11 protein-coding genes and 1 pseudogene are annotated in these 20,991 nt (G+C 68.1%); 5 read left to right on the top strand and 7 right to left on the bottom strand.

Annotation, left to right across the window (positions count from 1 at the left end; all coding sequences use genetic code 11):
• Window positions 1–8: 8 nt before the first annotated feature.
• On the top strand, window positions 9–884 hold the full coding sequence (locus tag MKCMC460_RS14255; RefSeq protein WP_238305912.1) for a bile acid:sodium symporter family protein: 876 nt from the start codon (window positions 9–11) through the stop codon (window positions 882–884).
• Here the strand turns inward: MKCMC460_RS14255 and MKCMC460_RS14250 are convergent.
• On the bottom strand, window positions 881–1,540 hold the full coding sequence (locus tag MKCMC460_RS14250; protein WP_255730570.1) for a DNA-3-methyladenine glycosylase: 660 nt from the start codon (window positions 1,538–1,540) through the stop codon (window positions 881–883). The two genes, MKCMC460_RS14255 and MKCMC460_RS14250, sit on opposite strands and share 4 nt — an antisense overlap.
• A gap of 57 nt (window positions 1,541–1,597) precedes the next feature.
• Here MKCMC460_RS14250 and MKCMC460_RS14245 point away from each other — a divergent pair, with 57 nt between their 5' ends.
• The 3 genes from MKCMC460_RS14245 to MKCMC460_RS14235 are packed head-to-tail and all read left to right on the top strand — an operon-like array spanning window position 1,598 to window position 3,736.
• Complete coding sequence (locus MKCMC460_RS14245) at window positions 1,598–2,362, top strand: ABC transporter ATP-binding protein (RefSeq protein WP_236975086.1); 765 nt, start codon at window positions 1,598–1,600, stop codon at window positions 2,360–2,362.
• The gene (locus tag MKCMC460_RS14240) at window positions 2,296–3,114 is read left to right on the top strand and encodes an ABC transporter permease (RefSeq protein WP_236975088.1); all 819 of its coding nucleotides are present in this window, start codon (window positions 2,296–2,298) and stop codon (window positions 3,112–3,114) included. The genes MKCMC460_RS14245 and MKCMC460_RS14240 overlap by 67 nt, the downstream gene beginning before the upstream one ends.
• A 1-nt stretch (window position 3,115) precedes the next feature.
• On the top strand, window positions 3,116–3,736 hold the full coding sequence (locus tag MKCMC460_RS14235) for a TetR/AcrR family transcriptional regulator (RefSeq protein WP_236975090.1): 621 nt from the start codon (window positions 3,116–3,118) through the stop codon (window positions 3,734–3,736).
• Here the strand turns inward: MKCMC460_RS14235 and MKCMC460_RS14230 are convergent.
• Genes MKCMC460_RS14230 through MKCMC460_RS14220 form a run of 3 tightly spaced genes read right to left on the bottom strand, consistent with a single transcriptional unit; the run spans window position 3,702 to window position 8,474 of the window.
• Window positions 3,702–3,920, bottom strand: coding sequence for a Trm112 family protein (locus tag MKCMC460_RS14230; RefSeq protein WP_236975099.1), 219 nt, complete (start codon window positions 3,918–3,920; stop codon window positions 3,702–3,704). The two genes, MKCMC460_RS14235 and MKCMC460_RS14230, sit on opposite strands and share 35 nt — an antisense overlap.
• Entirely contained in the window at window positions 3,913–6,954 is a 3,042-nt protein-coding gene (locus MKCMC460_RS14225; RefSeq protein WP_238305910.1) for an acyl-CoA synthetase, read from the bottom strand. The genes MKCMC460_RS14230 and MKCMC460_RS14225 overlap by 8 nt, the downstream gene beginning before the upstream one ends.
• A gap of 35 nt (window positions 6,955–6,989) precedes the next feature.
• Window positions 6,990–8,474 (bottom strand): HNH endonuclease signature motif containing protein, encoded by a 1,485-nt coding sequence (locus MKCMC460_RS14220; RefSeq protein ID WP_236984162.1) that lies wholly within the window; start codon window positions 8,472–8,474, stop codon window positions 6,990–6,992.
• Window positions 8,475–8,684: 210 nt separating this feature from the next.
• Between MKCMC460_RS14220 and MKCMC460_RS14215 the strand changes: the two genes are divergently transcribed.
• Window positions 8,685–10,460: an ABC-F family ATP-binding cassette domain-containing protein gene (locus MKCMC460_RS14215; RefSeq protein ID WP_238305908.1), complete on the top strand. Its 1,776-nt coding sequence runs from the start codon at window positions 8,685–8,687 to the stop codon at window positions 10,458–10,460.
• 48 nt (window positions 10,461–10,508) lie between these two features.
• Here the strand turns inward: MKCMC460_RS14215 and MKCMC460_RS14210 are convergent, their stop codons facing one another.
• The 3 genes and pseudogenes from MKCMC460_RS14210 to MKCMC460_RS14200 all read right to left on the bottom strand — a co-directional run.
• Entirely contained in the window at window positions 10,509–11,570 is a 1,062-nt protein-coding gene (locus MKCMC460_RS14210) for a type III polyketide synthase (RefSeq protein ID WP_236975103.1), read from the bottom strand.
• Window positions 11,571–11,710: 140 nt separating this feature from the next.
• Entirely contained in the window at window positions 11,711–14,737 is a 3,027-nt protein-coding gene (locus MKCMC460_RS14205) for a type I polyketide synthase (protein WP_236984164.1), read from the bottom strand.
• Window positions 14,738–14,762: 25 nt separating this feature from the next.
• Window positions 14,763–20,990 (bottom strand): annotated as a pseudogene (locus MKCMC460_RS14200) (SDR family NAD(P)-dependent oxidoreductase); the annotation flags it as partial.
• Window position 20,991 lies beyond the last annotated feature (1 nt).

Here is a 20,991-nt window from a genome sequence, read left to right as displayed (position 1 = left end):
TCCTTGCGATGGACAACCGGTATTTCCCGCTGGTCGTCGTCGCGGTCATGCTGGCCCTCGGGCTGACGCTGACCGTCGGCGACTTCCAGCGGGCCGCCACACTCAAGCGCCCACTGCTGGTGGCGCTGATCTGCCAGTCCGTGCTGCTGCCGGTGTTCTGTCTGCTGATCGCCGAGGCGCTGGACCTCGAGCCCAATCTGGCGGTCGGGCTGATGCTGATGGCCGCAACACCGGGCGGGTTGCTGGCCAACGTGCTCAGCCACCTGGCCCACGGGGATCTGGCCCTCAATCTCACGCTCACCGCGGTCAACGCCGTGCTGTCGATCTTCGCGATTCCGGCCATATTGGCGGTGTCGATGACCTGGTTCCTCGGCGAGGGCAGATTCATCCCGCTGCAGTTCGACAAGTTCCTGGGCGTGGTCGCGATCGTCCTGGTGCCCACCGCGATCGGGGTGGCGATCCGGCACCGGTTCCCGGATCTGGCGCGCCGACTGCACAAGCCGGTGCGCATCGCTGCGGCGGTGCTGTTGGTGGTGGCCGTGGTTGCTGGTGTCGCCGGCGGCCGCGCGGCGTTGTGGAAGAACTTCGGCGTGCTCAGTTTCGCGGTGCTGTCGTTCTGCGCGTTGAGCTTGACCGTCGGGTATCTGGTTCCGCGCTGGATGAAACTGACTCCGCCGCAGGCAATCGCCGTCAGCCTCGAGATCGGCCTGCACAACGCCGTGGTGGCGATCGGCATCGCGCTGAGCCCGCAACTGCTCAACAACGCCGAAATGGGCACCCCCGCGGCGGTGTACGGCGTGTTGGCGCCGCTGGTCGCCGTGCCGTTCATCTTCGCGGTGCGCCGATTGGACCCCTCGTTCCGCGCCGTGCCCCGGCCCGTTTAGTCACTGCGTCCCGGCGTCGGCGCACGTGGGCTGCGCCGATACGCCGACACCTCCGGCCGGCCGGCCAGCCATAACCGCCAGGGCCGGTCGGCGGCCTTGCTGACCCCGACCCGCGGACCCGACACCACGCCGTTCGCCTCGCTGAGCGTGACGGTCACCGGAGAGTTCGGATCGAACAGGTCAATCCCGTTGTCGTCCATGGTGATTCCCAACGCCGAGCACAGGTTGCCCGGGCCGCGGGCCAGCGCGACGGGACGGATCGCCGGGCCCCGCCGCGCGGATGCCGCCTCGAATCCGTCGTCGATGGCGCACGCCCGCAGCAGCACGGCAGCGGCGGTGCCGTCGGGTCCGCACGCGACGTTGGCGCAGACGTGGATGCCGTGGCTGCGGTACGTGTACAGGCGGCCCGGCGGCCCGAACATGACCGCGTTGCGGGTGTTGCGCCCGCGGTAGGAGTGCGCGGCCGCGTCCGGCCAGGGCCCGTCCGGCACACCGCCATAGGCCTCGACCTCGACGATGACCCCGCTCACTCCCCTGCCGAAGATGGTGGCGCCGAGTAGTCGGTGGGCGGCCGCGACCGGATCCACCAGCAGTGCGGTGGCTGGCGCACCGGCTGCTTCAGCGGCCGCGTCGGGGGCTGCGTTGGAGGCGCTCACCGCACCGATTGTGCCTGCTCCTTGACAACGGCCGTGCACCGGCCGAATATTCACCATATGATGACTTCATCACGCGATGAATTAATTGCGGAGTCGGCCACGCCAGCGGTCAGCATCGAGCATTTGCGGGTGGTCCGGGGTAAAAACGCTGCGCTGCAAGACTTCTCGGTGCAGATCAGGCGCGGCACCATCACCGGGCTGCTCGGCCCGTCCGGCTGCGGCAAGACCACCCTGATCCGCAGCATCGTCGGCACCCAAATCGTCGCCTCCGGCACCGTCACCGTGCTCGGCCGGCCCGCGGGCTGTGCGGCGCTGCGCCACCGGGTGGGGTACGTGCCCCAGGACCCGACCATCTACCTGGACCTGCGGGTCATCGACAACGTCCGCTACTTCGCCTCGCTGTACGGATTCGACGGCGCGGCCGCCGACGACGCGATCGAACGCGTCGGGCTCACCGATCACCGAACCGATTGCTGCACCAACCTGTCCGGTGGTCAGCGCACCCGGGTGTCGCTGGCCTGCGCCCTGGTCTGCCGGCCCGACCTGCTGGTGCTCGACGAGCCCACCGTGGGACTGGATCCCGTTCTGCGGGTTGATCTTTGGCGGCAATTCGGCGAACTGGCCGAGGCAGGCACCACCCTGCTGGTGTCCAGCCATGTGATGGACGAAGCAGACCACTGCGGCGATCTGTTGCTGATGCGCGCGGGACGCCTGGTCGCGCACACCACCCCGGCTCAACTAAGAGAGGACACCTCATGCGCGTCACTGGAGGAAGCGTTTCTGTCCATCATCCGGCGCAGCACCGAGCAAAAAGCCGGCTGAGCCTGACCGGATACACCGCCACCACCGCCCGCATCCTGCGGCAGCTGGCCGCCGACCACCGCAGCATGGCGATGATCCTGATGGTTCCGGTGGTGGTGATCACGTTGATGTACTTCATGTTTCAGAACGCGCCGCACCGGCCGGGCATGCCGACGCCGTTCAACAGCGCCTGCCTGATCCTGCTGGGTTTGTTCCCGCTGTTCGTGATGTTCATCATCACTTCGATCACGATGCAGCGTGAACGCGCATCCGGAACCCTCGAGCGCATCCTCACCACGCCGCTGCGGCGGCTCGATCTGCTGCTGGCTTACGGCACCGCGTTCTCGATCGCGGCCGCCGCGCAGGCCATCGTGGCGTGCGTCGTCTCGTTCTGGTTCCTCGGCTTCAGCACGGCCGGCAGCCCGGTGTGGGTGTTTGCGATCGCGGTCGCCAACGCGGTGCTCGGTGTCGGCCTGGGCCTGCTGTTCAGCGCCTTCGCCCGCACCGAGTTCCAGGCCGTGCAGTTCATTCCGCTGGTGATGGTGCCGCAGTTGCTGCTGGCCGGGGTGATCGTGCCGCGCGCGGCGATGCCGGACTGGCTGCACTGGATCAGCGACGTCATGCCGGCCAGCTATGCACTCGAGGCACTGCAGCAGGTGGGTGCGCATCCCGGATTGACCGCGACTACCGTTCGGGACATGGTCGTCGTCCTGGGCTTCGCCGTCGCATCCCTGTGCCTGGCCGCCGCGACGCTGCGGCGCAGGACACCCTAGCGTGGCGGTCACCACCGGCAAGAAGCGGCGCGGCCGCCCGGCCGGCAGCTCGGACACCCGCGAGCGGATTCTGACGTGTGCGCGAGAGATGTTCGCCGACAAGGGCATTGACAAGACTTCGATCCGTGCGGTGGCCGCGGCGGCCGGAGTGGACGCGGCGTTGGTGCATCACTACTTCGGCACCAAAGAGCGGCTTTTCGCCGCCGCGGTGCACATTCCGATCGACCCGATGCAGGTGATCGGGCAGTTATCGGAAGTGCCGGTCGAAGAGATCGGACTGCAGCTGCCGTCGCTGCTGCTGCCGCTGTGGGATTCCGAACTGGGCGCCGGACTGATCGCCACCTTGCGATCGCTGGTCGCCGGCGACGAGGTCGGACTGGCGAGGTCGTTTCTGCAGGAGATCGTCGGCGGCGCTGTGGGGGCCAGGGTCGACAACCCGCCGGGGACCGGCAAGATCCGCACCCAGTTCGTGGTGTCGCAGATGATGGGTGTGGTGATGGCGCGCTACATAATCAAGCTGGAGCCGTTCGCGTCGCTACCGACCGAGCAGATCGCCCAGACCATCGCGCCCAACCTGCAGCGCTACCTCACCGGGGATCTGCCGGAGGGCTTTGCGCCGTGAATCGGGCGTGCTCGTCGTCGTCGACGTCGCGGGCCTCGTCGACCAGCAGGACCGGAATGCCGTCGTCGATGCGGTAGGCGCGGCGCAGCCTCGGGTTGTAGAGGATCGTCCCGTTCTCGACGAGCAGCAGCGGGCCACGGTCGTCCGGGCACACCAGGATCTGCAACAAGGTGTCGTCAAGCATCGGCCTTCACCGCCTTACCGCTGATCTGGGCACGCGCCGCCGGGGTCAGCCTACGGAATTCCTTACTGGTGGCGTCGAAATACCAGGCCTGCCGGCCGGACTTAGGGATTCCGGCGGCCCGCAGCGTGCTCACGGTGGGCCGGTAGGTTGTGCTGAGCGTCAACTTCGGCACCACCTGCACGATGTCGGGGCCCAATCCCACCGCCATGTTGGCCACGGCCTCGGTCAGGTCCGCGGCAGTGATGGTGGCGCCCGGACGCAACGTCACCGCGGACACCGCCAGCTGCCGGTCGCCCACCGGGACCCCGTAGGTCACCGCGAGGTCGACCGCGCTGATCAGGCCGAGCGCGTCGGTGACCAGTTCGGCGTACACCATCCCGCGTGCGGTGGGGACCACCGATCCACGCCGGCCCGCCAGCCAGAAGTCACCGTCTTCGTCGCGGTAGAAAAGGTATTCGGTGGAGATCCAGGTGTCGGCGGGCGCGAAGACGCCGCGCTTGACCGAGGCAGTGGGATCGATCGGCCCGCGGGATTGGGCGAGCAGCACTCCCACCTGATTGGTTGCGGCCACCTGGACGAAGCCGTTGTCGTTTTCCAGGATCAGATCGTGTTCCGCGTCGTAGGCGCCGAGTTCCACCCGCCCGGCACCGGGCAGCGGCCGGCCCTTGCTGCCGACCTTGACGCCCGACACATTGGCCAGCACCGCCTGCCCGTCGGTGGTGGCGAAGAACTCGACGACACGGGCAGGGGCGAACGCGTCGACGACCCGCTCCCACAACCCGGTCGGCATGCCCGAGCCGATGAACAGCCGCACCGGGTGGTTGCCGTGCAGCCCGAACTCGGGGTCGTCGACCACGTCGCCCAGCATCGCCCAGGTGTAGGACACCACGGTCACACCGTATTGGCGTACCTCGGCGACGAACCGTTCCGGGTTCAGGCCCCGGGACAGCGCGATGCGGGTGCCGCCGACGACCGCGCCCCCCAGGCTGACCAGCAGCGCGGATTCGTGGTGCAGCGGCGTCAGACAGTAGACGGTGTCCTTGCGGTCCAGCGACGCGGTCGAAGCGGTTCCGAAAGCCGACAGGGCCCACCGGAAATTGGTGATCTGTTTGGCGACGAGTTCGCCGCCGGCCGAACTGAACGCGATGAACGCCAGGTCGCGGGCGAAACCCGGGTTGGGCCGATACCAGGCCGGCAGTTGCACGATGTCCGGATCGATCTGCTCCATGTCGATGACGTCAGCATCGTCGGGCAGATGCAGATCGCGGGTCTCACCGCCGCCCAGCACCAGAATCTGGCCGGGCAGCTGGCGGGCGGCCTCCAGGTTGATCGGGTCGGTCAGGATTTCGCTGACTCCGCCGAGCCGGGCCTGGGCGGCCAGGTCGACGTCTTGACGCATCAGCACGGCCACCCCGCCCAGCCGGGACAGCGCGGCTATCGCGACCAGCGCGCTGGGCCGGGTTTCCATCAGGATCCCGACCCGGTCGCCCTGGCGCACCCCGACCTCGATGAGACCCCGGACCACGTTGTTGATGCGGCGGTTGACGGCCTCGTAGGTGTGCACCCGGCCGTCGAACAGCAGGAACTCACCCTGCGGGGCGTCGTGCGCCTGCTCGTCGATGATGCGGCCCAACGAGATTCGGGTGTGGTCGTTGAGCTGACCGAGTCGGGCCAGCCTGGGCAGCGTACGTACGGTCTCGACGGCCAGCGTGCGCATCGACCGGTTGGCCGCGACGACGGCGTCCGCGGCACCCCGTGCCACCGCCAGTGCGGCTTCGGAGACCTCGCCCATGCCGTGCACAAGGCGGGTACTCAACGCCACGCCACTGTCGGTGTGCTCGGCCGGTTGTTCGACCATCGGGTGGATGTTCGCCGGCTGATCGCCGCCGCCGGAGATCCATCGCACCCACTCGGCAACGGTGGGCCAGCTCTGCAGGGCGGCCCGCGAACCCACGACAAGTCCGAAATGACCTGTGCGGATCAGGCTTTCGTAGACCTCGGTGTTGGGCGCGGCGCGCCGGATACCACGCACCGATGCCGGCTGACCGATGTCGTCGACCTCACCGACGAACGCGAGGACCGGACAGGTGATATCGGTGAGCGTCACGAGTTGCCCGTTGATCGCGAAACCGCCGGTCATCATCCGGTTGTGGGCGATGAATTGCTTGAGCAGTTCCGAGATCGCCGGGCCCGACCAGGCGATCCAACCTTCGCGCTCAAGGAATCGGCGCTGCTGTTCGCGCGGCAGCAGGGCCTCGCGGTCGTGTAGCTGCCGCAGGAAATCGACGCGGGCCTTGGCCGTCTTGAGCGGATCCATCATCTGGAAACCGGTGCGCGCCATCCAACTTGGGATGTTCAGCCGGTTGAAGACGTGGTCGGCCATGAAATCGGCCATGGCCGGGGCCAGGTTCGGCGGCAGACCCATCGGCAGCGCGGCCAGCGTGTCGACCGGGGAGCCGAAGGTGACGATGCTGGCCAGGTTCTTGGACCGCCGATAGGCCGCGACCTGGTAGCACCACATTCCGCCCTGCGAGTAGCCGACCAGGTGCACGTCTTGCCCGGAAGCATCTCTGACGGTGTCGATGGCCTGGCTGAGTGCGACGATGTGGTCGGCCAGGGTGCGCTGCATGCCGCCCTCGACCTTGTCGGGCGAGCCGAAGTCGATGACCCAGGGGTCCAGTCCGCTGGCGTGCAGGATGCCCACCGCGCCGTCCTCGCGGGTGACGTCCCACATGTCGGCCGACATCATCATCGGGTGCACCATCAGCACCGGCGGTCCGACTTTCGGCTGGCCTGGCCGATTGTCCGGCGGGAAGTACCGCCGGAGCTTGTACATCGGCACGCTCTCCACGGTCTGGGACGGCGACGGGGCGCTGCCCGTTTCCAGGCCGCCCAAGCGCAGCACTTCCAGACCGTTCTGCGCTGTGGCCACCAGACGCTCGACGGGTCGGGTGACGATCGACAAATTGAGATCCACCGCTGCTCCTGACTGCTCGCTGAGTTGGCCTTGACCAGCGTGGTCATCATGGCACATCGGCCCCATGGCACGGTCCGAGCGTTAAGCCCGTGTTAAAAGGGTGGTGGTTCGTCGTCGGGTGGGGCGGGGCCGCCGTGGCTGAGGCCGCCGTGGCTGAGGTAGGCGGCATCGCCGGCGGTGCGGGCTTGGCGGTTGTGGCGGCGTTCGGTGGCGATGCGGGTGGCGCGGTCTTGGGCGCGGGTGCGGCGGCGCCTGGGCATCATGGCGGTGCGCTCGGCGCAGTAGTCGGCCGGTGGGGTGTCGGTTTCGGGGCTTGGCATGCCGCCGACGGCGGCGCACAGGCTGGGGAACAGCAGGGCGCTGCCCGGCGTGGTGACGTGAGTCTCGCCGGCCGGGGAGGTCAGGATCAGGGTGCCGTCGGCGAGTTGTTTCTCCCGCCAGCCCCAGAAGGATTTCACCAAATGATGTGTGCGGCAATAACATTTGAGGTTCCCGGCGTGGGTGGGTCCACCCTGGGCATACGGGATGGTGTGGTCCACGTCGCAGCGGGTGGCCGGCACGTCGCAGCCCGGCCAGCGGCACGTCAAGTCCCGGCACCGCACGAAATCGGCCAGCTGTTGGGAAGGGCGGTAGCCGGGTTCGGGGGGACGGCAGCCGGGATGGATCAGCGGTACCTGCTTGGCGGTTAGCGCCAGTTCGGCCAGCACCTCGGGGGTGATCAGCGCGCCGGCCTCCACCAGCGACGCCGGGGTGCTGCCGGCGCCGGTCAGGGTGGCGCGCTCGGCGATGACGTGAATAACCACCGCCGGGGAGGGTTTACGGTCCTGCGCGGCGCAATCCTCGCGCGCGCAGCGGCATCCCAGCCGATCCGCACCGGCGGCCAGAGCACCCAGGGCATCGGCACGGCGCTCGTCCATACTGCGTGGGTCGTGCGGGCACACCGTCGCCGCCAGCGCGGACAGTCGCGCCTGCAGCGCGCGGGCATCGGGGGTGAACAGCCCGCCCTCGAGGTAGGTGATGCCCTCATGATCATCGCTGAAGCTGACCTCCCGCTGGACGTGGCGCTCCTGCCGCCGGCGCACCGCATCCCGGTCCGCCTGGGCCACCAGGGAATCCACTTTGCCGGCCAGCCGGCCCGCGGTCAGCGACGGCCAGCGGGTCAGGTTGGCTGCGACCAGCCCATCGACGCGGGCCAGCACCTCGGGATCGGTGATCAGCTCGGTGCGTGACACCACGGTGGCGAACGCGCAGAAATCGATCTCCCCGGCCGCAAACAGTGCCCCTACTTTCGGCACCCGCTCGCGCAGTGCGCGCGCCCAGCGCAGTTTGGTCTGCGCGCGGCGCTGGCTGATCCGCAACCCCGCGGCCACTTCGGCGGCCACCGCTTCCATCGTGTCGATTGCCCAGTCCGCGGTCTCAGCGCTCTGGGTCAACCGATACGCGAACAACTCACCGATGGCTTTCAACTGCGCGGCGGCGGCCTGGTTCTCCAACCGCGCCCCCGCGCGTACCGCCTCCATCCAGCCCGCCGACTCCGCGGTTGGGGTCCGCAACACGCGACGCCGCAGCTTGTCCATGTCATCGAGCCACGCCCACAACACGGCCCGATCTTCGGTATCGGGTGGTTGTACATTCAGCGGCTCGAACACATGTTCGATTGTACCGCAGCCGCCGACGATACGCACCCGAAGTCCGGGGGGCATCACCCACCGATTCCGACTCTTGGCACGGTCGTCCGCTCTATCCGTGGATCCACCCCGCCTGCTCCACCTACTACCGTCGTGCGGGTGGCGCACCTACTCGGGGCCGAGGCGGTCCACCTGGCGTATCCGAACCAGGTGATATTCGAGTCGATCACCCTGGGGGTGAACGACGGCGCCCGTATCGGCATCGTGGGGCGCAACGGCGACGGCAAGTCCAGCCTGCTCGGCCTGCTCACCGGCCGATTGACGCCCGACACCGGTCGGGTGACACTTCGAACCGGGTTGCGGGTGAGTGCCCTCAGCCAGGCCGACACCTTGCGCCCCGATAGCACGGTCGGCGCCGAGCTGGTTGGCGACCAACCCGAACATCAATGGGCCGGCGACGCCCGCATCCGCGACGTGGTGAGTGGGTTGGTCTCCGACATCGATTGGCGAGCAAGGGTTTCCACGCTCAGCGGTGGACAACGTCGACGGGTCCAGCTGGCGCAACTGCTCATCGGCGAATGGGACGTGATCGCCCTCGACGAGCCCACCAACCACCTCGACATCGAGGGCATCACCTGGCTGGCCGGCCACCTCAAACAACGCTGGGCGCGCAACAGCGGCGGTCTACTGGTGGTCACCCACGACCGCTGGTTTCTCGACGAAGTCGCCACCACCACTTGGGAGGTGCACGACGGCGTCGTCGAACCGTTCGAGGGCGGGTACGCCGCGTATGTCCTGCAGCGGGTCGAGCGGGACCGGCAGGCGGCCGCCTCGGAGGCCAAGCGACAAAACCTGATGCGCAAGGAACTGGCCTGGTTGCGTCGCGGCGCCCCGGCGCGGACGTCGAAACCCAAATTCCGGATCGAGGCCGCCAACCAGCTGATCGCCGACGTACCGCCGCTGCGCAACACCGTCGAATTGGCCAAGCTGGCCACCGCCCGGCTGGGAAAAGACGTCATCGACCTGCTCGGCGTGTCGGTGTCGTTCGACGGACGTCCGGTGCTGCGGGACGTCGAGTGGCGCATCGCGCCCGGGGAGCGCACCGGAATCGTCGGGGCCAACGGTGCGGGGAAATCCACCCTGCTGGGATTGCTGGCCGGAACGGTCCAGCCGGATACCGGGCGGGTCAAGCGTGGCAAGACGGTCCAACTCGCGGTACTCGACCAGCAAGGCGACGAGCTGAAAGCGCTGGCCAGCGAGCGGATCGCCGATGTGCTGGGCCGTCTGCAGAGCGGCTACGAAGTCGAAGGTCGCGAGATGACTCCCGCCCAGCTGCTCGAGCGCCTCGGGTTTGCCCGTGGACAACTCTCGGCGCGTATCGGCGAGCTGTCCGGCGGCCAGCGCAGGCGCCTGCAACTCATGCTGACCCTGCTGGCCGAGCCGAACGTGTTGCTGCTCGACGAGCCCACCAACGACGTGGACACCGACATGCTGACCGCGACCGAAGACCTGCTCGACTCCTGGGCGGGCACGTTGATCGTCGTCTCCCACGACCGCTACCTGCTCGAACGCGTCACCGATCAGCAGTACGCGATCCTGGACGGTCGATTGCGACACCTGCCGGGCGGCATCGACGAGTACCTGCAGCTCGTAGCCGCTGCGTCCGCCAAACCCGCTGACCGGCCGTCCGCCGCGCCGGCCTCGCAGACGATGTCGGGCGCCCAGCGGCGGGCTGCCGAGAAGGAATTGGCGGCAGTCGACCGCCAGTTGGCCCGCCTCGCCGACCGTATCGCCGCCAAGCACTCCGAGCTGGCCGAGCACGATCAGTCCGACCATGTCGGCGTCACCCGACTGACGCAGGAGCTGCGCTCCCTCGAAGACGAGGTCGCCGAGATGGAGGCTCGATGGCTGGAGTTGTCGGAGGCGCTGGAATGAAACCCACGCGCTGAGTCCCCGTCCGGGCCTGACGATCCAGGCGAAAAGCTAGTGCCAGCGCAACAGTACGAGTTCAGAGCAGAAGCCGGGCCCCATCGCCAGCATCAGCCCCTGGCTACCGCTGGGCGGTCGCTTCTCGATGGTGTCGCGCAGGATGTGCAGCACCGACGACGACGACAGGTTGCCGATGTCGCCGAGCGAGCGCCACGTCAGCTCCAGCGCCTCGGGCGGCAACTGCAGGGTGTCGGTGATCGCATTGATCACCTTGGGCCCGCCGGGGTGGCTGACCCAGGCCGCGATGTCGTCCTTGGTCAGATCATGCGTGGCGAGGAAGCCTTCGACGTCCGCGGCCAGGTACTGCTCGATCAGGTCCGTCAAGTCGGGTGAGAGCCGCAGCCGCAGACCGGCCGAACTGACGTCCCAGCCCATGATGTGCAGCGACTCGGGGTAGAGGCGGCTGCGCGAGTCGACGATCCTGGGTCCGCTGATCTGCAGCTGTTCGGCTCGCCGGTCACCGACGGCTACCACCGCGGCGGCGCCGTCGCCGAACAGCGCCGACCCGATCAACCCGGATACGGTCGGCTTGATCGCCGGATAGGTCAGCGAGCACAGCTCGACCGAAATCAGCACGGCCACGTCGTCGGGTGCGCCACGCAGATAGTCGTGCAACCGGCCCACACCGGCCGCCCCGGCCACACAGCCCAACCCGAACAGTGGCATCCGCCGCACGTCGGGCCGCAGGCCAAGCCTGCCGGCAATCCGGGCATCCAGCGACGGAACCGCCACGCCGGTAACCGTCGTGGTGATGATCAGGTCGATGTCGTCTGGCTGCAGTCCCGCCTCGTTGAGCGCCCCCATCAGCGCTTCGATTCCGAGGTCGACAGCCTTGTCGATGAAGATCTCGTTGGCGTCACCGAAGTCGGTGAGCGCCGGGTACTGATCCAGCGGCAACACGAAGTGCCGCCCGTTCACCTTCGCTGACTTGTGCAGCTTCCGGACGATTTCCTCGTGCTCCTTGAGACCGGGGAACTCGACGAACAAATCGGTGATCTCACTCTGGCTGTATCGGTGTGGTGGCAATGCACCAGATACACCTGCGATGACGCTCATGCACCTGCCTCATTCAGTTAGTCGCCGGCCAGTCCGCCCCGATCAGACTCCCCAAATCGGGGAGTTTAATGGGCGTTCGACTGCATCGCAAAAACGACCGCTATTCAACACCTGTCTTATTTGGCCGGGATTCGGGGTGATCAGCCATTGTCTCCATCGCCGTCTAAAGTCATCGCAATTAAATCGTCGGGACTCAGCGAATCGATGTCGTTGTCGCTCATTGAGTGTTCTGACGTGGCCCTATCCGTTCGCCCCGCCAACAACAATAGTTTCTCGAGTAGTCCGGTCCTGCGCAGTTCCGCGATGGGTATATTGCGCAGCTCCGACCAAATTCTTTCGTTTTCGGGCCGATTATCATAATGGTCGCTCAGCTGATCGCAGAGATGGTCGGCCAGCGCCGTTGGAGTCGGATAGTCGAAAATCAGTGTGCGCGGTAGCGACAATCCGCTCAGCGCACTCTCCGCCCTGAGCCGGTTGCGCAGCTCGACACCGCCCATCGAGGTGAACCCGAGGTCCTGAAAGGGCCGCTCGGGATCCACGTCGCGGCCACTGCCGTGACCCAGGACCGCAGCGGCGTGCCCACACACCAGGGCGATCAGCTGACGACGCCACTGGGCGGGATCGAGATGTTGCAACCGTGCGGCCACGGGCTCGACGGGATGCTCGACCACGCTGTCACCGGCCGTCAGCCAAAACCTTTGCCGGGCAAAAGCATACGTGGGTAGGTCTACGCGCCGACAACTCAGCCCGTCGAAAGTGGCCGCCCAGTCGACTTCCACACCCGCGGTGAACAGTCGCGCCGCCGCGGTCAGCACCGCGTCGACTTCGGGAACGCCGGCCGTCAGCGTCGCAACCGAAACCTCTTGCTCCGCGGTCAATCCGGCGCCCGGACCCACCTCGATGAACGCCTTGGCGCCAAGGCCCACCACGGTCGACACGCCGTCGCTGAACCGCACCGGGTTGCGGATGTGCTCGGCCCAGTACCGGGCCGAGCCGTAATCCGCGCCGGCCAGCTCCCCGGTGACATTGGACACCAACGGGGTCCGCGGGCGATGCACCTGCAGGTCTGCGAGTCGCCGGGAGAATTCGTCGACCATCGGCTCCATCAGGGCCGAGTGGAACGCGTGAGACACGGCCAACCGGCGTACCCGCCGTCCCTGTTCGGCCAATTGCTTGGCCACCGCACCGACCGCGTGCTGCGGTCCGGACAACACTACCGAGTCGGACGCATTGACCGCTGCCAGGCTGACCTGCGCGCTCATCAGCGGCGTCACCTCCGCTTCGCTCGCGGCGACGGCGACCATCGCACCGCCGGCCGGTAATGCCGCCATCAGCTTGCCCCGCTGGACCACCAACCGCGCGGCATCCGCGAGCGACAACACTCCCGCCGCGTGGGCCGCGGTGATCTCCCCTACCGAGTGCCCCATCACGAAATCAGCTGTGACGCCCCAGCGGCACAGCAGTTCCGCCAAGCCGACCTGCACCGCGAACAGGGCCGGCTGAGCGAACTCGGTGCTCTCCAACGCCGCCCCGTCACTGCCCCAGATAACCTGCCGCAGCGGCGATCTCAGATGCAGGTCGAGTTCGTCGGCAGCCCGGTCGAAGGCCGCCGCGAACGCCGGAAAGCGTTGGTAGAGCCCGCGGCCCATGCCCAGGTACTGCGACCCCTGCCCGGGAAACACGAACACCGTCTTGCCCAGCGATCGGGCCTGGCCGGCCACTACCCCAGCCCCCGGCGCCCCGTCTACCAGTCCGGCCAGACCGTCCGTAATGCGCTTACGGTCGGCGGCCACGATCACCGCCCGGTGCTCGAACACCGTGCGCGTGGTGGCCAACGACCAACCCGTATCAGCAATTCCGAGCGTCATAGCCTCCTCGGCCAGCCGGCGTGCCTGCCCGCTCAACGCCTCCGCTGACCGGGCGGACACTACCCACGGCACCATCACCCCGGTATCTGATTCGGCGGCAACCACTTTGGCTTTCGGCGCCGGTTCGACGATCACGTGTGCGTTGGTGCCGCCCATACCGAAAGATGACACCCCGGCCACCCGCTCATCATCGGTCCAGGGCGCCAACGCGGTGTTGACCCGCAGTCCGGCTCCGGCGACATCACCGGCGGGTTCGTCGAAGTTCAGGCTCGCCGGCAGCGCCGTATTCGCCACGGCGAGCACCGTTTTGAGCAGACCGGTGATACCCGACGCGGCGCCGGTATGCCCGACATTGGTCTTGACCGACCCGATGGTCAGCGGGCGGCGCCGCGGACCGAACACTTCGGCCAAGGCACTGACCTCGATGGGGTCCCCGACCCGGGTGCCGGTCCCGTGCGCCTCCACATAGTCGACCTGCGCGGGGTCCAGCCCCGCATCGGCCAGCGCCAGCCGTATTACGTCGGCCTGCGCAGTCGCCGACGGGACCGTGAGGCCCGGGGTCTCACCGCCCGCGTTCCCGACAGCGCTGCCGGAAATGATTGCGTGGACCCGGTTTCCGTCGTCCAGGGCAGCGCCGAGAGGTTTGAGCAGGACCAAGGCGGCACCGTCACTTCGCACATAACCATCCGCACGCGCGTCGAACGCGTAGGTGTGGCCCGACGGCGAGAGAGCGCCGAATTCCATTTCCAGAGACTCGATTTCGGCCGCCAAATTGAGCTGGACGCCGCCGGCTACCGCCATCGAGGCCGTTCCGGCCCGGAGCGCCTCGGCGGCCAGGTGCACCGCGACCAACGAGGACGACTGCCCGGAATCGACCGTCAGGCTGGGACCCCGCAAGTCGAAGCAGAACGAAACCCGGTTGGCGATCATGCCCCGGCTCAGCCCACTGAAGGCGTGGTGGCCGACCTGATCGAGGCCGTGGCGCGTCGTCAGCAATGCGTAGTCGTCGTTCATCGCTCCGAGGTAAACCGCGATCGGTTGCCCGCGGATATCTTTCGGGACAAGGTAGGCATCTTCGCAGAGTTCCCAGGTCAGTTCCAAAGCCAGCCGCTGCCGCGGGTCCATCGCGGCAGCCTCACGCGGTGAGACGTTGAAGAAGCCGGCGTCGAAATCGGCAGCGTCGGCCAGTGCGCCGACGATCTCACGGCCATCCTGCAGCAACTGCCAGAACGCGCGCGGGTCGGCTGCGCCGGGAAACCGGCAAGCCAGCCCGATGATCGCGATGTCTTTTCGCCGCACGGCTTTCACGTCGCGCTCATGGTCCGAGGTCGTCGATCAGGGCGCGCAGCCGGTCGGTGAGCTGGTTCTTCTCCTCGGCCGTCCAGTCCGGTCGATGGATGAGCAGGTCCAGTTCGCGGGTGAGGTCCTCGACGCGGTCCGGCTTCGCGAACTGCTCTGCCGCCGGTGGCGCGTTGGAGTCGAGTTCACTGGCGAGGTGTTCGGCCAGCGCAGCCGGTGTCGGGTAGTCGAAGATCAGGGTCGGCGAAAGTGTCAGTCCGGTGGCGGTTTTGAGCCGGTTGCGCAGTTCGACTGCGGTCAGGGAGTCGAAGCCGAGCTCTTGAAAAGCCTTGTCCGGCTCGATGTCCACGGCGGTGGAGTGCCCCAACACGGTGGCGGCGCTGCCGGATATCAGCTCGGTGAGTTCCCGCTGCCGCTGCTCCGGCTGCAGCGCGTACAGACGTGTTATGAGGCCTGTCGTGGCCACTGCGCGGTCAGTGGTCTCGATGACGCGGCGGGTACGGCGGGTGGCCAATTCGCGCCATAGCGGCGGTAAGTCGGTGTCAGCGGTCAGTGCAGTGGTGTCCAGCCTCGCCGCGACGGCCACGGGCCGGTCGGCAAGGAGGGCGGCATCAAGCAGATCCAGTGCCTGCCCAGTGGGCAGCGGCGATAATCCGACCTGCTTCATCCGGGCCAGGTCGCGGCCGCCGAGGTGGCGGGTCATCGCGCTTTCCTGCTCCCACAGACCCCAGGCGATCGACAGGCCGCTCAGGCCCTGCTGGCGGCGATAACCGGCCAGGGCGTCCAGGAAGGCGTTGGCGGCGGCATAGTTGCCCTGACCGGGGCTGCCCGCGATTCCGGCCAGCGACGAGAACATCACGAACACAGCGGGATTCGTCCCGCTGGTCAACTCGTGCAGGTTCCACGCCCCGTCGACCTTGACCCGCAGCACCTCGTCCAGCCGCTGCGGGGTCAACGATGTGATCACCGTGTCGTCGAGGATTCCGGCGGCATGGAAAACCCCTTTGAGGGGGAACTCGGCTGGTATCCGTGCCAGGAGCGTAGCCGCTTCGGCACGGTCGGCGATATCGCACTGCGCGAGAGTAACTCGCGCTCCGGCCTGCTCGATTTCCGCCGTCAGATCAGCCGCCCCCGCGGCCTGTCCACCCGAGCGGCTGACCAAGACCAGGTGGGCGACGCCGTAGTGGGCCACCAGGTGGCGGGCCACCGCCGCACCGGCCATCCCGGTGCCGCCGGTGATCAGCACGCTGCCACCGGCCAACGGGGACTGCGCCCCGGCTGGGCCGTCCGGGCCGGAGGGCAGGGTGAGCACCACCTTGCCGACATGACGAGCCTGGCTGACGAAGCGGTAAGCCTGCCGGGCGCTGCGAACGTCAAACGCTCTGACCGGCAAGGGTTTCACCGCGCCGGCGTGCAGCAGGTCCAGCAAGTCGGCAAGCATCGCGGCGATGCGGTCGGGTCCCGCCTCCATCAGGTCGAACGCTCGGTAGGCGACGCCTCCGTACCGGGCGGCGACGGATTCAGGTTCGCGGATATCGGTCTTGCCCATCTCGATGAATCGCCCGCCCGGCGCCATCAGCCGCAGCGACGCGTCGGTGAATTCGCCCGCCAGCGAGTTGAGCACGACATCCATCCCCGTCCCGCCGGTGGCGGCCGCGAACCGCGTCTCGAACTCCAGGGATCGGGAATCGCCGATGTGAGCGTCGTCGAAATCCAACGTGCGCAACACATCCCACTTGCCGCGACTGGCTGTGACGAACACCTCGCAGCCCCAGTGCCGGGCCAGCTGCACGGCAGCCATGCCGACCCCGCCCGTGGCCGCATGCACCAACACCCGCTCACCGGCCTTGAGCCCGGCCAACTCGCGCAAACCATACAGGGCCGTCAGGAACACCACCGGAACCCCGGCGGCCGTGTCCATCGACCAGCCGGCCGGAACCGCGACCACCATCCGTTGATCAACCACGGCTTCGGGCGACACCACACCCAACAGGCCCAACACCGTGTCGCCGACGGACAATCCGGTCACCCCGGGACCGACCTCGACGACGACTCCGGCGCCCTCGGCACCCAGCTGACCGCCGCCGGGATACATGCCCAGTGCCACCAGTACATCCCGGAAGTTCACGCCCACCGCACAGACGGCGACGCGCACCTGTCCGGACCCCAAATCGAGCGGCTCACTGTGCAATGCGGCGACGTCGTCGAGGGTGCCGCCGTCGCCGACACCCAACCGCCACAAGCCATCCGGCAACGTCAGCACCGACGATTCGTCGGCCCGGACCAGCCTGGGGCCGTAAACCACACCCGACCGAACCGCCAATTGCGGCTCCGCACAACGCAACGCGTCCTCGATCGCCACCGAGCCATCGGTGTCCACCAGCACCAATCGGCCCGGATGCTCGGCCTGCGCGGACCGCACCAACCCCCAAACCGCGGCACCGGCCAGGTCGACGATGTCCTCCCCACCCGCCGACACCGCTCCGCGAGTCACCGCGGCCAGCTGGCCCGGTCCGTCGCCAGTCAGGTGTTTCTGCACCGCTTCCAAAGCCTGGTGGACGGCAGCCGACACGGTCACCGGATCCGACTCCCATACGGTCAGATCGGCGGGAGCGGCAACGACGTCGCGTTCCGACGGCGACCACACCACCTCGAGCAACCCGCTCGCCGAAGCCGCGCCCGACGAGATCGCCGCCGACAGCGCCTGCGCGGATACCGGGCGCACCACCAATTCCCGCACCGACAGGACCGGCAATCCCGACGAATCCGCGAGCTCCACCGACACCGAGCCGCCGCCGGTGGGCGCTATCCGAACCCGCAGCCGGGTGGCACCCGTGGCGTCCAACGACACGCCCTGCCACGAGAACGGCAGGGCCAAGGGGCCGTCGCCCGCAATCAAGATCCAGGTGTGCAGGGCGGCATCCAGCAGGGCCGGATGGATTCCGAACCCTGCCACGCTCACGCCGTGGGGCGCCGCCAACTCGGCGTACACCTCGCGCCCTCGCCGCCACGCCGACCGCACGCCCTGAAACGCCGGCCCGTATCGGTAGCCCCGCCCGGCCAACTGCTCGTAGACCGCCGACACATCCACCGCCGCGGCCCCGACCGGCGGCCACGACGACAAATCGGCGCCACTTCGGATGCCACCCGCCCGCAACGTCCCCTCGGCGTGCAGCACCCACGAATCACTCTCTCCCGCAGCGGAATAGACCCAGACGCTGTGCCGCCCGGAATCGTCGGCGGCGCCGAGCAGCACCTGTATCCGCAACCCACCCGTCGCCGGCAACGCCATCGGCGCCAGCAGCGTCAATTCCTCGATCACCGGTGCACCCACCTGGTCGCCGGCGCGCAGCACCAACTCCGCGAAACCGGCTCCCGGAAACAGCGCAACCCCGCTGACCACATGATCGGACAGCCAGCCCTGGGTAGCGGTCGAGAGCCAACCGGTCAAAATCACGCCGCCGCCATCGGCTCGCTGCACCGCCGCACCCAGCAGTGGGTGGCCGATACCGGACAGCCCGGCGGCGCGCAACGATGTGGGTCCCACGCCCAGGTCGGTCAACCAGAAATGCTTGCGGTCAAAGGCGTACGTGGGCAATGCCACGATCTGTGCGTCCGATCCCGCGAACGTCTCGCGCCAGTCCAACCGCAGGCCCGAAGTGAACAACTCCGCAAGCGCGCCGTACAGCGATTCGACTTCGGGGCGACCCTTGGTCAGCATCGCCGTCGCCACCGACGGTCCCGCGACGGACTGCTCGATCAGGGCCGCCAATCCGCCGTTAGGGCCAACCTCGAGGAACACCCCGGCCCCCAACGATTCGGCGCATTGCACACTGTCGGCAAAGCGCACCGGCTTACGCACATGGTCAGCCCAGTAGGACGGCGAACCGTAGCCGGCGCCGGCAAGTTGCCCGGTGACATTGGACACCAACCTGATTCGCGGTTCACTGGCGGTCACGTCGGCGAGAAGCTCGCGAAACTCCGGGATCATCGGCTCCATCAGGGCCGAGTGGAAGGCGTGCGACACCGCCAACCGGCGCACCCGCCGGCCGGCCAGCCGATCGACCGCCGCGGCCACCGCCTGCTGCGCTCCGGAAAGCACCACGGAACCAGCGGCGTTCACGGCAGCGATGCTCACCTCGTCGCCGAGCAACGCAGCTGCCTCCGCCTCGCCCACCGTGACCGAAACCATCACCCCACCGGCCGGCAACCCTGCCATCAACCGGCCGCGGGCAGCGACCAGGCGGGCCGCGTCGTCCAGCGACAGCACCCCGGCCACCTGGGCCGCGGCGATCTCGCCTACCGAATGGCCGAGCACCAGGTCGGGAACTACACCCCAGGACTGCAACAACGCGGCCAACGCCACTTCGACGGCGAACAGCGCCGGCTGGGCAAACTCGGTGCTCTCCAGCAACGCCGCGTCGGTGCCGAAGGCCACCTGCCGCAGCGGCTTGCGCAGGTGCCGATCCAGTGCACCGGCGGCCTCGTCGAATGCGTTGGCGAACAACGGGAATCGCCGATAAAGGTCGCGCCCCATACCCAGGTACTGCGCACCTTGGCCGGGGAATACGAACACCGTCTTGCCCAGCGCCCGGGTGCGCCCGGCCGCCACACCGGTCGCCGGTTCGCCGGCCGCCAGCATCTGCAGCGCATCCTGAAAACGCCGACGATCGGCGGCCACCACCACGGCGCGGTGCTCGAACACCGACCGGGTGCTGGCCAGCGACCAACCGACATCCAGCGGCCGCACACCGGCGTCCGCGTTCAACCGGGCCAGCAGGCGTCCCGCCTGGTTCGCCAGCGCGGCAGCCGAACGCGCCGACAACACCCACGGGACGGCGCCGGTAAAAGGCTGCGGTGCAACATTTTCCGCGGGTGGACCTTGTTCGATGATCACGTGCGCGTTGGTGCCGCTGATCCCGAACGCCGACACACCCGCCCGGCGCGGGCGGCCCGGCTCGGGCCAGGGCCGCGGTTCGGTCAGGAGCGACACCGCGCCCGCCGACCAATCCACGTGCGGGGTGGGCACATCGACATGCAGCGTCTTGGGCAGCACGCCATGCTGCATGGCCAGGACCATCTTGATCAACCCCGCCGCACCCGCCGCCGCGGAAGTGTGGCCGATATTGGACTTGATCGACCCCAGCCACAGCGGCTCGGCGCGGTCGCGCCCATAGGTCGCCAGGATCGCCTGCGCCTCAATCGGATCGCCCAGCCGGGTGCCCGTCCCATGACCTTCGACCGCATCCACATCAGCCGGGGTCAGACCCGCACTGGCCAGGGCCGCCCGGATCACCCGCTGCTGTGCGGGACCGTTGGGTGCGGTCAGGCCGTTCGACGCGCCGTCCTGGTTGACCGCCGAACCCCGCACCACCGCCAACACCGGATGCCCCAACCGCTCTGCGTCGGCCAGTCGTTCGACCACGAGCACCCCGGCACCCTCGGACCATGACGTGCCGTCAGCGGCACCCGCGTACGCCTTACACCGCCCGTCGGCGGCAAGCGCCCGCTGGCGGCTGAACTCCACGAACGCCGCCGGTGTGGCCATCACGGTGACCCCGCCGACCAGCGCCAGGTCGCACTCGCCGTGACGCAACGACTGCACCGCCAGGTGCAGTGCCACCAGTGACGAAGAGCACGCCGTATCCAGCGACACCGCGGGGCCCTCCAGGCCCAGGACATACGCCACCCGGCCCGAAGTCACGCTCGGCGTCGAACCGGTGAGTCCGTAGCCCTCCAACTCCCCTTTGACCTCACCGCCGTAGCCGGCGTGAATTACCCCGGCGAACACGCCGGTCGCCGAGCCCCGCAAGGTGCCCGGATCGATCCCGGTGCGCTCCAACGCTTCCCAGGAAACTTCCAGCATCACGCGCTGCTGAGGGTCCATCGCCAGCGATTCGTTGGGGCCGATGCCGAAGAAACCGGCGTCGAAATCGCCGGCATCCCGCAGGAAGTTGCCGCGTCGGGTGTAGGTCTTGCCGGGTGCGTCGGGATCCGGGTCGTACATGCCGTCGATATCCCAGCCCCGATCCGTCGGGAAGTCCGAGACGGCGTCGCGACCGTCGATCAGCATGTCCCACAATGCTTCTGGCGAATCCACCCCGCCTGGATACCGGCACGCCATGCCCACCACAGCGACCGGTTCGGACAACCGGCCCTCCAGTTCCGACAGCCGCCGCCGGGTGCGCCGTAGATCGGCGGTGAGACGTTTGAGGTACTCGACGTGTCTGGTGGTGTCCGGGCCCTGGTCCATG

The sequence above is a fragment of the Mycobacterium sp. 20KCMC460 genome, from assembly GCF_022179425.1.
GTDB lineage: Bacteria > Actinomycetota > Actinomycetes > Mycobacteriales > Mycobacteriaceae > Mycobacterium > Mycobacterium kiyosense.
This window is presented reverse-complemented; position numbering and strand designations above follow the sequence as displayed.

Excerpts from the sequence above, each read along its gene's own strand:
- MKCMC460_RS14225 (WP_238305910.1), bottom strand. The coding sequence starts at position 6,954 with ATGTGCCATGATGACCACGCTGGTCAAGGCCAACTCAGCGAGCAGTCA.
- MKCMC460_RS14240 (WP_236975088.1), top strand. The coding sequence starts at position 2,296 with ATGCGCGTCACTGGAGGAAGCGTTTCTGTCCATCATCCGGCGCAGCAC.
- MKCMC460_RS14220 (WP_236984162.1), bottom strand. The coding sequence starts at position 8,474 with ATGGACAAGCTGCGGCGTCGCGTGTTGCGGACCCCAACCGCGGAGTCG.
- MKCMC460_RS14230 (WP_236975099.1), bottom strand. The coding sequence starts at position 3,920 with ATGCTTGACGACACCTTGTTGCAGATCCTGGTGTGCCCGGACGACCGT.
- MKCMC460_RS14210 (WP_236975103.1), bottom strand. The coding sequence starts at position 11,570 with ATGAGCGTCATCGCAGGTGTATCTGGTGCATTGCCACCACACCGATAC.
- MKCMC460_RS14245 (WP_236975086.1), top strand. The coding sequence starts at position 1,598 with ATGATGACTTCATCACGCGATGAATTAATTGCGGAGTCGGCCACGCCA.
- MKCMC460_RS14255 (WP_238305912.1), top strand. The coding sequence starts at position 9 with ATGGACAACCGGTATTTCCCGCTGGTCGTCGTCGCGGTCATGCTGGCC.